General features: G+C 35.7%; 9 protein-coding genes. All 9 read left to right on the forward strand.

Annotated features, from left to right (window positions below):
- The first annotated feature begins 28 nt into the window (after positions 1–28).
- Positions 29–2,671, forward strand: coding sequence for a TonB-dependent receptor (locus tag FNW21_RS01930; RefSeq protein WP_144255040.1), 2,643 nt, complete (start codon positions 29–31; stop codon positions 2,669–2,671).
- Between the two features lie 416 nt (positions 2,672–3,087).
- The gene (locus FNW21_RS01935; protein ID WP_144255041.1) at positions 3,088–5,556 is read left to right on the forward strand and encodes a glycoside hydrolase family 3 N-terminal domain-containing protein; all 2,469 of its coding nucleotides are present in this window, start codon (positions 3,088–3,090) and stop codon (positions 5,554–5,556) included.
- Positions 5,557–5,749: 193 nt separating this feature from the next.
- Positions 5,750–6,091, forward strand: a complete 342-nt coding sequence (locus FNW21_RS01940; RefSeq protein WP_144255042.1) for a nuclear transport factor 2 family protein — start codon at positions 5,750–5,752, stop codon at positions 6,089–6,091.
- 271 nt (positions 6,092–6,362) lie between these two features.
- Complete coding sequence (locus tag FNW21_RS01945; protein ID WP_144255098.1) at positions 6,363–6,908, forward strand: helix-turn-helix domain-containing protein; 546 nt, start codon at positions 6,363–6,365, stop codon at positions 6,906–6,908.
- Between the two features lie 10 nt (positions 6,909–6,918).
- On the forward strand, positions 6,919–9,882 hold the full coding sequence (locus FNW21_RS01950; RefSeq protein ID WP_144255043.1) for an ATP-binding protein: 2,964 nt from the start codon (positions 6,919–6,921) through the stop codon (positions 9,880–9,882).
- Between the two features lie 4 nt (positions 9,883–9,886).
- Positions 9,887–10,321: a response regulator gene (locus FNW21_RS01955; protein WP_144255044.1), complete on the forward strand. Its 435-nt coding sequence runs from the start codon at positions 9,887–9,889 to the stop codon at positions 10,319–10,321.
- A 360-nt stretch (positions 10,322–10,681) separates the two neighbouring features.
- A complete protein-coding gene (locus FNW21_RS01960) occupies positions 10,682–11,098 on the forward strand; it encodes a hypothetical protein (protein WP_144255045.1) in 417 nt (138 codons plus the stop codon).
- Positions 11,099–11,160: 62 nt separating this feature from the next.
- Complete coding sequence (locus FNW21_RS01965) at positions 11,161–13,671, forward strand: cation-translocating P-type ATPase (protein WP_144255046.1); 2,511 nt, start codon at positions 11,161–11,163, stop codon at positions 13,669–13,671.
- Positions 13,668–14,738: an AI-2E family transporter gene (locus tag FNW21_RS01970; protein WP_144255047.1), complete on the forward strand. Its 1,071-nt coding sequence runs from the start codon at positions 13,668–13,670 to the stop codon at positions 14,736–14,738. Before FNW21_RS01965 ends, FNW21_RS01970 begins: the two co-directional genes overlap by 4 nt.
- Positions 14,739–14,881 lie beyond the last annotated feature (143 nt).

A 14,881-nucleotide genomic window follows, 5' to 3' on the forward strand; every position in this document is an offset into this window, starting at 1 on the left:
ATAACTATTAACCCAAAAAACAAACAAAATGAAAAAATTACAATTAAAAGACAAGCTGGAAACATTTTGGCTCCTTTGTCTATTTATTATTTCAAGTGTGGCTCACGCACAAAGTACTGGAAGTATTTCAGGCGTTGTAAAAGACAAAAACGGTACACTGCTTTCTGAAGTTACTGTTAAATTATCATCCGCAAATGGAACAGATCGAAGTACCAAAGTCGATTCCATGTCTACTTACAATTTTAAAAACGTACCCAACGGAAAATACAAAATTCTTTTTACGTTACTCGGACATTTAGCCTCAACCGCCCAAGTTGTTGTTGAAAATAATGATGTCGTGATTAACGGACAATTGGTCGAAGATCCTATGCAACTAGACGCTGTAGTGGTTACAGGTGGTCGTCCAAAACGAAAAATCGAATCTAGTGTAGCCATTACCACGATGTCTGCCAAAGACATTCAACAAAGAGCGCCACTTAATAATATTGATTTAATGAAAGCAATACCAGGTCTTACTGTAGAAAGTAGCGGTGGTGATGGCCCCGGCAATGTATGGGTACGTGGTTTTCCTCAAGGAGGTGGTTACACTTATTTAGGAATTTTAGAAGATGGACTAGCTGTATTACCTACTGGATTTAATTCAGCCCCATCTGCAGATCAATATTATAAAGCCGATCTTACCATTAAAAATGTTGAAGCCATTCGTGGTGGTAATGCGGCTATTGTTTTGGCTAATACGCCTGGTGCTGTTATCAATAATATTAGCTATGTAGGGGCAGCTAAAAGCTATGGAGATTTCAAAGTATCGTCTGGGCTTTCTCAAGGTCTATTCAAAGTAGAAGGGAATACAGGGGGCTCATTAAGCGATAATATTAGGTACAATATTGGTGGATCTTATCGTACTGATAATGGAATCGTATCTCCTCCATATAACGCTGGTAAAGGTGGTCAATTGAAAGGAAATATAACGTATCATTTCAAACACAACAAAGGTTACTTTCGTCTTTTAGGAAAATATATAGATGACAAAATATATTGGAGACTACCTAGTTATTATTCTTACGATGGATCTGGAAAACCAAAGGCGCTACCAAACTATGACATTTTTACACAATCAATGGAAGTAGTAGATTCAAAATGGGATTATACTAACGGTTCAGGAAAAACAACTAGCTATGATTTAGCAGATGGGATGCACACCAAAATGGGGGCAATAGGCTTTCAATTTAATTATACTACTGATAATGAGTGGCAGATATCTAATAATTTTCGTTACCAAGATAATAAAACAGATATAAATTCAAGTATTCCAGTAGGTGTGGGAGGATATGTTCCTGGAGTTGATTATAAATATTTAGACGGAAGTCCTGCGGTATATGGTGCTAACGATTATAATGTTACTACTGCAGCAATTATGTGGCGAAATAAAGATAAGCAATATATCAACAATCTTGATTTCAAGAAAAAAGTTAATAATCATAGCCTTGGAATGGGATTAGGAATACACCAACATAATGTAAATAATAATCCATATGATACTTTCGTATTCTTTCAGGAATTGAAAGAAAATCCGCGTCGTTTACTTATTCCAGCTTTTGGTATTGTAGGAAATGGTATTATACCAGCTAGTACAACTCTATATATAGCAAATACACGTATTTTATCGAGTTATATTACTGATGAAATTGCCTTGAGTGCTAAATACAGATTGGATTTGGGTTTCCGTTTGGATAATCATAATATAGATGGCAAAAGACCTTATTATGGGGTAAACACAGATGGAACACCAAACCCTTCTGCTCCAGCTACTATGACTGTTACTGGCACAACAGATTATTCATATTCAAATACCAACTGGGCATTTTCTGCAGGACTTAATGATAAAATAAGCGAAAATGCAGCCATGTTTGCTAGACTTACACGAGCATACAATACCCCAAATTATTTAGACTATGGTGTACAGGTTTTCAATGCTGCTTCTATTAAAAAACGTCCCGTATATTTAGCTGAATTAGGATATAAATATGCGAAAAATGGTTGGTCTTTATTTAGCTCTATGAGTTATTCAGCTATTAAAAATGTCTCTTTAAATATAACGGTTCCCACTAGTGCTGGACTGCAGTCTTTGATAGCTTTTGGTTCTACTGCAACCTTAAGTGCTGAATATGAAGTAGCTTATAAAGTATCCAATAATTTAGGTTTAAGACTTACAGGTACATTACAAGACTCTAAATATACGGATTATAAAGCATCTACTAATACCAATCCAGCAGTTTTTGCAGAATTAGGAGATAAAACATATGATTTTTCTGGTAATAGAACTGAAAGAGTTCCAGTATTAAGTACAGAACTATCTGCTAATTATGATTACAAAAAATTCACAACCAATTGGGGTATTATCTATACAGGAAGTCGCTATACTTCTCCATCTGACAGCTATAAATTACCAGGATATATTTCTGTGAGAGCTAGTGCAGGTTATAAATTAACAAAAGCAATTGAAGCTAAATTTTGGGTTGATAATTTAACCAATACTAGAGCACTTACCGAAGGAGATGTGAGAGGAGATCAATTTAGAGATTTTTCAACAATTGCTAAAGGAAGCTTAATGATTGGTAGAACTATTTTACCTCGCAGTTTTTGGGCTTCAATATCCTATAGTTTTAAATAAAAACGTAATGATGAATCAATATGACTACTCTGATGATTTAATGATTATAATATGAGTAGTGTAAAATAATTGTTTAAACAGGTTTTTTTTAGTTTAAATGAGGTTGCCTTTTATTAAGCGACCTCGTTTAAACTATCTGTTTTTAAAATATATTTAATAACTGTTTAAGTTTTATCTAATTATTTTTTTATGGATTATTTTCCGCTATTCTTCGTTAAATTTATTCAAAAATAAGCTGATTATTCTTTCAAAATTTGCCTTGACTATCAAAAAATAATCTCATAAAAATTCTAATATCAAAAATTTAAACAGTTACTTATGATTTGGTAAATAAAGTCAATCTGTTTTATAAAAAAATCAAAGATAAAAATTTGTGACTATTCGTTGCAAATATCAATTATCAACAAAAAAATCACATGAAAAACGTATCTTTTTTAAAAATTGCAAAAACATCGCTCCTTACAATAGTTATAATTTCTGGAATCTCTTGGAATAAAAAACCTGAAATCAAAGACACTAATGATAAAACTATAATTACTATCAATGGTTTCACTTTTTCGGACTTAAATCAAAACGGAAAACTAGATAAATATGAAGATACTCGCCTTCCGATAAAGGACAGAATCCAAGATCTGATAAGCAAAATGACCGACGATGAAAAAGCAAGTATGCTCACAGGTATAGGAATGCCCGGATTTGACTTAACCACATTTAAGTTCACTACCGAGGGATTTCAAGGAAAAGTGCCTGGGGCAGCTGGTGGAACATTTGAAATTAAACGACTAGGAATCCCTACAGTTACTGTCTCTGATGGTCCTGCTGGATTGAGAATTAATCCAAAACGAAATAATGACTCAAACAATTATTATGCAACCGCATTTCCTGTAGGAACTGCGTTGGCATCCACTTGGAACACAGAATTAATCAACAATGTTGGGCAAGCAATGGGTAACGAAGTCAAAGAATATGGCGTAGATGTGTTGTTAGGACCTGGAATGAACATTCACAGAAATCCATTGTGTGGTAGAAATTACGAATATTATTCTGAAGACCCATTACTTACTGGAAAAATTTCGGCAGCAATCGTAAATGGTATTCAATCGAATGGTGTTGGAACCTCCATTAAACATTTTGCCGCAAATAATCAAGAACGCAATCGTACGGGTATAAATGCTCATATAAGCGAAAGAGCCTTGCGAGAAATTTATTTAAGAGGGTTTGAAATAACTGTAAAAGAAGCACAGCCTTGGACAATTATGTCTTCTTATAATTCTATCAATGGCACTTTTACTTCAGAAAGAAAGGATTTATTGACAACAGTATTAAGAGACGAATGGGGATTTAAAGGTTTAATAATGAGTGACTGGTTTGGTGGATATATAAGCTATGCGGCTCCCTTTACACCTAATGTAGTAAGCAATGTTACTGCACAATTATCTGCAGGGAATGATTTATTGATGCCTGGACTGCCATCGCAAAAACAAGCGATTTTAGACAATATGAAAAGCGGAAAATTAACAGCATCAGTTGTAAATAGAGATTTAACCCGTATTTTAGAATTGGTTATGAGGTCGCCAGCAATGAATAATTATAAATATTCTGACAAACCAAATTTGAAAGCAAATGCTGAAGTGACCAGACAAGCTGCTGCAGAAGGAACTATATTATTAAAAAATGACAGCAATACATTACCATTCAAATCAAAAAAATCACCATTAGCCATTTTTGGAGTTACTTCATACGATTTCATTTCTGGCGGAACTGGTAGTGGTGATGTTAACGAAGCGTATACGATTTCATTAATTGACGGCTTGACCAATAATAGATTTGCAATAGATTCAGAATTAGAAGGATTATATAAACCTTATGTTGCAGATCAAAAGGCAAAAGAAATGGAACGTCGCGATAAAAATGGCGGGTTACTGGCCACACCAAAACGAATTCTTGAATTAGAATTGAATAAGGCGACTATAGAAAGCAAAGCCAATTCGTCTGAAATTGCCTTGATTACAATAGGCAGAAATGCAGGTGAAGGTGCTGACAGAAATCTTGATGAAGACTTTATTTTGGCCGTTGACGAAGTAGCTTTAATTAACAATGTTTCGGAGGCATTTCACGCCAAAGGAAAAAAAGTAGTTGTAGTGTTGAATATTGGTGGTGTAATTGAAACTGCAAGTTGGAGAGATAAAGTAGATGCCATTCTTTTACCATGGCAACCAGGGCAAGAAGGAGGAAATTCTGTAGCAGATGTTTTTTCTGGAAAAGTAAATCCCTCTGGAAAATTAACAATGACTTTCCCTATTAAATACGAGGACACACCATCCGCAAAAAACTGGAATGGTACACCTATGGAGAATCCTACAAGTGTAACTTATAATGAAGGAATTTATGTAGGATATCGATATTACAACACTTTTGGAGTAAAACCTGCCTACGAATTTGGTTATGGTTTATCGTATACCAATTTTGATGTTTCTAACTTGAAATTAAGTACTAAAACTTTTACCAAAAAAATGACTGCAACTGTAACTATAAAAAACACAGGAAAAACCGCAGGAAAAGAAGTGATTCAATTGTATCTGTCTGCTCCATCCAAAAATACCGACAAACCAAGTGCTGAATTAAAGGCTTTTACCAAAACAAAATTATTGCAAGCTGGAGAAAGTCAAACCATTATATTAACCCTGAATTCTAAAAATTTAGCTTCATTTGTAACTACAAAAAATGCTTGGATTGCAGAAGCCGGTGCTTATAAAATCGCCATCGGAACGTCATCATTAAACAGCAAACAAACCGCAGGATTTTCTTTGTCCAAAGAATTGGTGGTCGAAAAAACAAATTCGTCCTTTGCTCCTGACACTAATTTTTCAGATTTAAAAAACTAATTTTAATATTAAATTATTATAAAAATAAGTTTTGTTTTATTTTTATAATGGTAATATAACAACACTCACCAATTTAAAACACCAACCTATTAAATTATTTGAACACCTATCCCTTTTCGAAATAATTCAACTAAATGTAACATATCCCTATAATTGCCCTAAATCAAGTTGAAATAATAGCTAAACAAAAACAATGAACACAACAGTAGAACAAATTTTAATGCACCACCTGATTGCCTTTGGCGATAACAATTTAGACGAAATTCTAAAAGATTACACCCCAGAATCCGTTATCATGACACCCAACGGAACTGTAAAAGGACTAACAGAAATTCAGGGATTTTTTGAAGATTTTTTTGAAGCAATCCCCACAGGTTCAGCCTTTAGTATGCAACAAAAAATTATCGAAGGAAACGTAGCCTACATTGCATGGGCAAGCAAATCCAATAGTGTCGAAATCCCTATGGGAACCGATACTTTCGTTTTTGAAGGCGATAAAATTCAATACCACACCGTTGCCGACTATAGACTATAAAACAAAATTCTATTCAACCTATCAAAAAAATGAATTACCTCCAGCTTTTGCTGGGGATATAGGTATGAAAATAAATTGACTTTAGCCAAAAAGTACGAATTTTTGGCTAAAGCCAATAAAACCTACAAATCTACTCTTACTTTTTTTTTACGAATAAAAAACCTAGGAATTATATAACTTATTCTTCACATTATATAACACTTAATCAATTTAAAACATCATATTTGGTAAAAAAATAAATGAACTTATTTTGAGAGTTTATATCAAATACATGGTTAGCAATCGCTGCAAACTAGTAGTGCGAGACGAACTCAACAAATTGGGTCTTCATTTTATTGTAGTCGATTTAGGCGAAGTCGAAATTATGGAAAACCTCAATTCCGAGAAAAGAGCCTTGCTAAAACAACATTTACTCGAATGCGGTTTGGAATTAATGGATGATAAAAAAGCCATTTTAATCGAGAAAATCAAAACTATCATCGTCCAAATGGTACACCATTCCGAGGAAACCATCAAAGTCAATTTTTCGGATTATTTGTCCCAAAAACTAGACCACAACTACTCCTATCTTGCCAGTATGTTCTCCGAAGTGCAAGGAATGACCATCGAACATTTTATCATTTCCCACAAAATCGAACGCATCAAAGAACTGCTTATTTACGGCGAATACAACATTACCGAAATCGCTTGGAAAATGGGCTACAGCAGTGTGGCGCATTTGTCGAGTCAATTCAAGAAAACCACAGGATTGTCCCCATCGCATTTCAAACAACTCAAAAATAAGCGCAGAACATCGATTGAAGATATTGGTAATTAATTTTAATAACATGAGCCCCTCAAAAAAATCAGAAAACACAAACTATAAATCCGATGATTTATTTTTTGATATGTTTGAAAACAGTGCTATTGGAATGATTATTACGGTTATTGATACCGAAAAATTTCAATTTGTAAATAAGGCTTTTCTTAAATCTATGGGCTTTACAAGAAACGAAATTATAGGCAAAACATCTGCAGAAACCGGAATTGTTATCCCAGAATTTCATAAAAAAACAATACTGCAATTGTTTCAAAAGGACAAAGTAAATACCATAGAAATCGTTCTAAATAATAAAAAAGGCGAACCGTTCTGGTTTTTAGCCTCCATTCAAGCTATACAATTTCAAGGCAAAAAATGCTCTTTAACGTCATTTATTGATATTTCAAAATCAAAAAAAAATGCCGAAGAATTAAGTAATGCCAATCAAAAATTATCTTTTCAAAACAATGAAAAAGAAAAACGGGCTAATGAATTATTGATTGCTAATGAGGAATTAGAATATCAAAATACAATCAAAGAAAAACGAGCTGCTGAATTAGTGGTTGCGAATAAAGAACTGGCTTTTCAGAACGATGAAAAAGAAAAACGAGCCGCCGAGTTGGTAATTGCTAACAAAGAACTGCTGTTTCAAAGGGGCGAAAAGCAAAATCGTGCTGATGAGTTGGATATTGCCAATATCGAATTGGCGCATCAACAAACGGAAAAACAAAACCGCGCTGACGAGTTGGATATTGCCAATATTGAATTGGCGCACCAACAATCCGAAAAATCAAATCGTGCCGATGAGTTGGATATTGCCAATATTGAACTGGCGCACCAACAAACGGAAAAGCAAAACCGTGCCGATGAATTGGATATTGCCAATATTGAATTGGCACACCAACAAGCCGAAAAGTCGAATCGTGCCCTTGAACTCGGAATTGCAAATATCGAATTGGCACACCAACAATCCGAAAAACAAAATCGGGTCGATGAACTCAAAATAGCAACTATTGAACTAAATTTTCAAAAAAATCTAGCGCAACAGCAAGCCTATTCTCGCAGTTTGATTGAGGCCAGCCGCGATCCGTTATTTACGATAAGTCCCCAAGGAAAAATTACCGATGTCAACAAAGCCAGCGTTCGGGTTACAGGAGTTTCACAAAACGACTTAATAGGATCTGATTTTATAGGGTATTTTACAGACCCTGAAAAAGCAAAAGACGGTTACGAAACCATTTTCAACGAAGGATTTGTAATCGATTTTCCATTGACCATAAAAGACCATAAATTGACCGATGTCCTTTTTAATGGTTCGGTTTATAAAGACCAAAACAATACTGTAATTGGAGCTGTGGCTGTGGCTCGTGACATTACACTCCAAAAAGCATTAGAAAAAGAACTAACCGAAGCCAAAGTTTTTGCGGAACACGCAACATCCATCGCTGAACGCGCTACCATAGTTGCAAATGAATCCGTAAAATCAAAACAGCAATTCTTGTCGAATATGAGCCACGAAATTCGTACGCCAATGAACGCCATCATCGGTTTTACAAAAGTGGTACTCAAAACAGAGCTTTCTGCCAAACAAAAAGAATACTTGACTGCTATAAAAATGAGTGGCGATGCGCTAATTGTACTCATCAATGACATTCTAGATTTGGCCAAAGTCGATGCTGGAAAAATGACTTTTGAAAAAACACCTTTCAAACTCAAATTGTCCATAAAAGCGATGTTGCACCTTTTTGAAACCAAAATCCAAGAGAAAAACCTCCAATTAATAACAAATTACGACGCCAGCATCCCAGAAGTTTTAGTAGGAGATCCAGTAAGGTTACACCAAATAATATTAAATTTAGTAAGTAATGCAGTGAAATTTACCAATAGAGGAAAAATAACCGTAAGCGTCCTCTTGGTTACGGAAAATGAGCACAAAGCAACCGTAAAATTCTCGGTTGCCGATACTGGAATAGGAATAAAAAACACCAAAATCGAAAAAGTTTTTGAGAATTTTCAGCAAGCCACCAGCGGTACTTCCCGTTTGTTTGGCGGTACTGGATTGGGACTTGCTATTGTAAAACAACTCGTTGAAGCCCAAAACGGAAAAATAGAAGTTGCCAGTGAGGAGAACAAAGGTTCCGTTTTTAGTTTTAGTTTAGATTTTAAAAAAACCAATGCCGATGCGGTGCTTGAACCCGAAATTCTAGAATTAAATACCGATATCAAGGACATCAAAATCCTAGTTGCCGAGGATATGGAACTCAACCAATTACTGATGAAAACGCTTTTGGATGATTTTGGTTTTGAATGCGAAATTGCAGGAAACGGAAAAATTGCCATCGAAAAACTACTTACCAAGACCTACGATATTATCTTGATGGATTTGCAAATGCCTGAAATGAATGGTTTTGATGCCACAAAATACATTCGTAAAATACTAAAAATGGACATCCCAATCATTGCTCTCACAGCGGATGTAACCACCGTTGATGTCGAAAAATGCAAAGAAGTAGGAATGAACGATTACATTTCCAAACCAGTTGATGAACGATTATTGTACAGCAAACTGATAAGCGTTATCAAAAAACCAGTACTCATTATTGAAGAAAAAAGAAAGGGAAACACCATCATCGAAAAGATGAAATATGTGGATATGAGTTATTTGTTAAAACTAACCAAATCCAACCCAAAACTAATGACCGAAATGATCCGCGTTTATTTAAAACAAACGCCCCCACTTGTCAGGACGATGAAACAAAGTTTTCTGGACAAAGATTGGCATTTGCTACAAGCCACCATTCACAAGATGCTCCCGTCGTTTACCATCATGGGAATCAATCCCGAAATTGCCGCCGTTGCTCATAAAATTCAAGAATTTGCTCATAAACTCGAAATTTCCGATGACTTGGATCAGCTAGTTGACCAAATCGAAAACGTGTGCAACCAAACTTTTATAGAACTCGAAATCGAACTTACCAATCTAAATAAATAACATCGTGCCAAAAGAAAACAAAATAAAATTATTCCTAGTCGATGACGATGCTGTATTTTTGAAATCGCTCGAAATTCAGTTCCTAGATCACGCAAATTTGGACATAGAAACCTTTGCTACAGGCGAATTATGCCTTGCTAACATCGCTCAAAATCCTGATATTGTAATCCTGGATTTTCACCTTGACGGAATAGATCGAACCGCTATAAACGGACTAGAAACATTAGACAAAATCAAAGATTTCAATCCTAAAATCCCTGTAATAATGCTCTCTAGCCAAGACAAAATTGATGTTGCCATCAGTTGTATGCACCACAAAGCATCGGATTATATTGTAAAATCCGAAACCGCATTTGTTCGGCTTCAAAAAGCTATTGAAACCATTTTTAAATACCAAAAAATGGAAAAAGAATTGAATTGGTACATGGAAAGAATGTAAGGATTTTGATTTCAAAGTGCTGAAATTGATTTTTGAAATTGCCATCATAAACCAGGGCATTCGCTTTTAAAATTTTTCACCACAAATTCCACAAATTTTCACAAATTCAAAGTCTGTTTTTGGTATGTTTGAGTTAATTATGATGTTATTGACGGGTTCATTTTTGAGTAAATTTGTGTAATTTGTGTAATTTGTGTAATTTGTGTAATTTGTGTAATTTGTGGTTAAAGAAAATTATGCTTTTTAAAAGCGAATGCCCTGTCATAAAACAGCAATCTTATAACATTTCACAAAAATTCTATAACGGTTTTTATTGTTTTCAAATGCAACTTTGTAAAACAATTTTAAAGTATAGAAAAAATGAACAAAGCAATCGTAATCCTCGCCATAGCAGCAGGAACAATTTTTACTTCTTGCAAATCGGCCAATCAAAAACAAGCGACAGCCCAACAAAATGCAACAGAAGCCAATCAGGATTTGACAAACACGCAAGCATCCAATGTTGCTGAATGGAAAGCTTTCAAAGCCGAATCACAAGCAAAAATTCTCGATAATGAGCAACGAATTGCTAATTTGAAAGAAAAAATGAATAAACCAGGCAGCACTTTCGACGGAATATACCGTACTCGAATCGAAAAACTCGAAGCCAAAAACAACGATCTCAAAGCAAAATTAAACAACTACGACGGCAACCAAACCGATTGGCAAACATTCAAAAGCGATTTTAATCGAGATATGGACGAAATTGGAAACAACATAAAAGATTTGTTTAGATAAGATTTTTAATACCATAACCACCAAAGGTAGGATTAATTTCTTGCCTTTTTTTAATTAAAGCAATGACAACAAGCCCACATACTATCAAAGGTTTATCGAATGAAGAAGTGCTTTTATCCAGAAAAACACACGGCAGCAATTCGGTGGATTTAAAGGACGAAAATCCATTTGCAAAATCGGTTTTAAAGTTTGTAAAAGATCCTATGATACTATTGTTGGTGGTGGCGTCAACGATTTATTTTGTGAGCGGAAAAACGGTTGACGGCCTGTTTTTGGCATCGGCAATTGTGTTGGTTTCCGTGCTTTCGTCCTATCAAAATGCTCGGAGCAGGAATGCTTTGGATAAACTGAAAGATTTTACAAAACCCAAATGCAAAGTTATTAGAAACGGAAAAACGATCGAAATAAAAACGTCAGCATTAGTGGTTGGAGACAGCCTATTGGTCGAGGAAGGAACTTCAATATCGGGTGATGGAACAATAGTACATTCGAACGATTTTTCGGTAAACGAAGCTATTTTAACAGGCGAATCGCTATTGGTTTCCAAAGACAAATCGAGTAGCGATAACCAGATTTTTCAAGGAACAACAGTGGCAAGCGGATTGGCAATTGCCACTATTACTGCTATTGGTAACCAAACCAAATTGGGAAAAATTGGCAAAAGTCTAGAAGCAATTGCCGAAGAAAAAACACCTTTGGAACTACAAATTGGTCATTTTGTGCAGCAAATGGCCATTGCAGGAGCCATCGTTTTTGGGGTGGTTTGGGGTATCAATTGGTACCATTCCAAGAGTTTTATGGACAGCTTGCTCAAAGCATTGACCTTGGCAATGAGTGTTTTGCCAGAAGAAATCCCTATTGCCTTTACCACATTTATGGCACTTGGCGCTTGGCGCATGATGAAAAAAGGGATTGTCGTGAAGCAAATGAAAACCGTAGAAACCCTAGGAAGTGCCACCGTGATTTGCATTGACAAAACGGGTACAATTACAGAAAACACGATGCGTTTGGCAAAAATTTTTACTTTAGAATCCAATAGAATTTTGGATTTAGAAAATGATTTGTCGGATGCCGAAAACCAATTAATAACAATGGGAATGTGGGCAAGCGAACCCATTCCGTTTGACCCAATGGAAGTAGCATTGCACGAAATGTATGCTCAAAAAACAAAAAAAGACGAACGCTTGCTATACAAAATGGTACACGAATATCCGTTGTCTGGCCAACCGCCTATGATGACGCATTTGTTTGAAAACAAATCTGGAAACCAAATTATCGCTGCCAAAGGCGGTTCCGAAGCCATAATGGCTATTTCCAAATTATCGGTGAACCAAAAAAAGCAAATTCAGGAAGCCATACAAGCATTGGCTACCGAAGGCTACCGAATTTTAGCGGTTGGCGAAGCGGTTTTTAAAGGCAAAAAGTACCCCAAAACCCAACAAGAATTTCAGTTGGAATTCAAGGGGTTATTAGCGTTTTATGACCCACCAAAAAAGAATATTCGGCTGGTTTTACAGCACTTTTACAGAGCAGGAATTGCCGTAAAAATCATTACGGGCGACAATGCCGAAACCACCTCGAGCATTGCCAAACAAATAGGATTTATAGGATTTGACAAAAGTATTTCGGGCGAGGAACTGATGCAATTGACCCATTTAGAACTCAAAAAGAAAGTAAAGGAAATCCATTTATTTACCCGAATGTTTCCCGAAGCAAAACTTAAAATCATCGAGGCACTCAAAGCAAATCACGAAATTGTAGCCATGACGGGCGATGGCGTAAATGATGGACCAGCACTCAAAGCAGCGCACATAGGCATTGCAATGGGCAAAAAAGGAACCGAAATAGCCAAAGAAGCCGCCTCGTTAATTATAGTAAACGACGATTTGTCGAAAATGGTTTTTGCCATTTCGATGGGGCGAAAAATATATGCCAACCTCAAAAAAGCCATTCGGTTTATCATCTCTATACACATTCCTATTATACTTACCGTTTTTATACCACTGGCTTTGGGCTGGAAATATCCAAGTATTTTTTCGCCCTTGCACATTATATTTCTCGAATTGATTATGGGACCTACTTGCTCGATTGTGTACGAAAACGAACCGATAGAAAAAAACACAATGTTGCAAAAACCAAGGCTTTTTACAACCACTTTTTTCAATTGGAAAGAGCTTTCGACCAGTATTCTTCAGGGTTTGATGATCACAATAGGGTCGTTAGGAATGTATCAATACAGAGTAGCTCTGGGGTATAACGAAGCCCATACGAGAACAATGGTTTTTGTGGTTTTGGTTACCGCCAATATCGTTTTAACCTTGGTCAATCGCTCCTTTTATTATTCGGTTTTGACCACTTTGGCGTACAAAAACAAGTTGGTTGCTTTGATTGTTGGCATTACAATAGTGGTTATGGGCTTACTGCTTTATGTAGCTCCCTTGTCCAACTTTTTTGATTTTGAGTATTTGAACGGCAATCAATTAGGTATGGCAATAGCAATAGGAAGTGTTTCCGTTTTGTGGTACGAACTAGTCAAATTATGGAAACGAAATTTTAAAAAAACATCAAAATGACACTATCTTTAACATCAGTTATCAAAAAAATACTTCTTCTTTTTCTATTATTTTTAGGGCTTTATTTTGCCAAAGATTTCTTGATTCCGTTGTGCATTGGTGGCATTTTGGCTACCTTGTTTTTACCTTTTTGCCATTGGATGGAAAGCAAAAAAGTACCCAAAGGAATCGCCGTTTTTGCTTGCTTATTGGCGTTTTTACTCTTACTTTTTATTCTGATTTCGCTTTTGGGTTACAAGGTTATGGAACTCATTAGCGACATTGCCACTTTGAAACAAAAAGCCATCGAAACGGGGACACAAATCCAAAAATACGTTTTTAACCACCTCAATATTTCTATCTCGGAGCAGTTCAAGATTCTTAAAAACGAGCAACCCTCCTACTCCAATATGTTGCAAATGATGGTAGGTTCAGTAACTAATTTTTTGTCCAGTTTTATTTTACTACTGGTTTATTTTGCGTTCCTATTGTACTATCGCAGTCACATTAAAGACTTTTTGGTGCAACTCACTGCCAAATCACAACAAACCGAAATGCAGCAAATTTTGAAAAAAGTAACCGCTGTTTCACAACAATATTTACTGGGTTTATTCAAGATGATTTTTCTTTTATGGATAATGTACGGTGTAGGTTTTAGTGTTTTGGGTGTCGAAAACGCTATTTTCTTTGCCATTTTGTGCGGGTTATTAGAAATCGTTCCGTTTATAGGCAACATCACGGGTACTACATTGACGGTTTTGGTAGCAGCCATTCACGGTAGCAATTTGGGGTTATTGGGCGGAATCGTGCTTGTTTATGGCATTGTGCAACTCATTCAGGGTTGGATTTTGGAACCTTTGATTTTGGGACCACAAGTCAAAATAAATTCCCTATTTACCATTATAGCCTTGGTTTTGGGCGAATTACTTTGGGGGATTCCAGGCATTATTTTAGCAATTCCGCTCACAGCAATGTTCAAAATTGTTTGTGATCATATCGAATCCTTAAAGCCTTTTGGTTTTTTGATAGGAGAAATTGAAAGCAGTAAAAAAGAAGTTGGATTTATTGCCAAATTAAAAAAAATATAACAATGGGTTAATTAAACCAATTTTAAAAATGGTACCCAGATGAAACGAATTTAAACCGATAAAAATCGATTCGTATATATCAATCAGCAAAAATCTGTGTCATCTGTGTACCATTATTGAATTGTTAGTCCTCTTGGCGGACA

Origin of the sequence: Flavobacterium restrictum, from assembly GCF_007097245.1 — a bacterium.
In the GTDB taxonomy this organism is placed as follows: Bacteria; Bacteroidota; Bacteroidia; order Flavobacteriales; family Flavobacteriaceae; genus Flavobacterium; species Flavobacterium restrictum.

Coding starts and splice junctions, on each gene's coding strand:
- FNW21_RS01965 (WP_144255046.1), top strand. CDS start 11,161: ATGACAACAAGCCCACATACTATCAAAGGTTTATCGAATGAAGAAGTG.
- FNW21_RS01960 (WP_144255045.1), top strand. CDS start 10,682: ATGAACAAAGCAATCGTAATCCTCGCCATAGCAGCAGGAACAATTTTT.
- FNW21_RS01950 (WP_144255043.1), top strand. CDS start 6,919: ATGAGCCCCTCAAAAAAATCAGAAAACACAAACTATAAATCCGATGAT.
- FNW21_RS01945 (WP_144255098.1), top strand. CDS start 6,363: ATGGTTAGCAATCGCTGCAAACTAGTAGTGCGAGACGAACTCAACAAA.
- FNW21_RS01930 (WP_144255040.1), top strand. CDS start 29: ATGAAAAAATTACAATTAAAAGACAAGCTGGAAACATTTTGGCTCCTT.
- FNW21_RS01935 (WP_144255041.1), top strand. CDS start 3,088: ATGAAAAACGTATCTTTTTTAAAAATTGCAAAAACATCGCTCCTTACA.
- FNW21_RS01940 (WP_144255042.1), top strand. CDS start 5,750: ATGAACACAACAGTAGAACAAATTTTAATGCACCACCTGATTGCCTTT.
- FNW21_RS01970 (WP_144255047.1), top strand. CDS start 13,668: ATGACACTATCTTTAACATCAGTTATCAAAAAAATACTTCTTCTTTTT.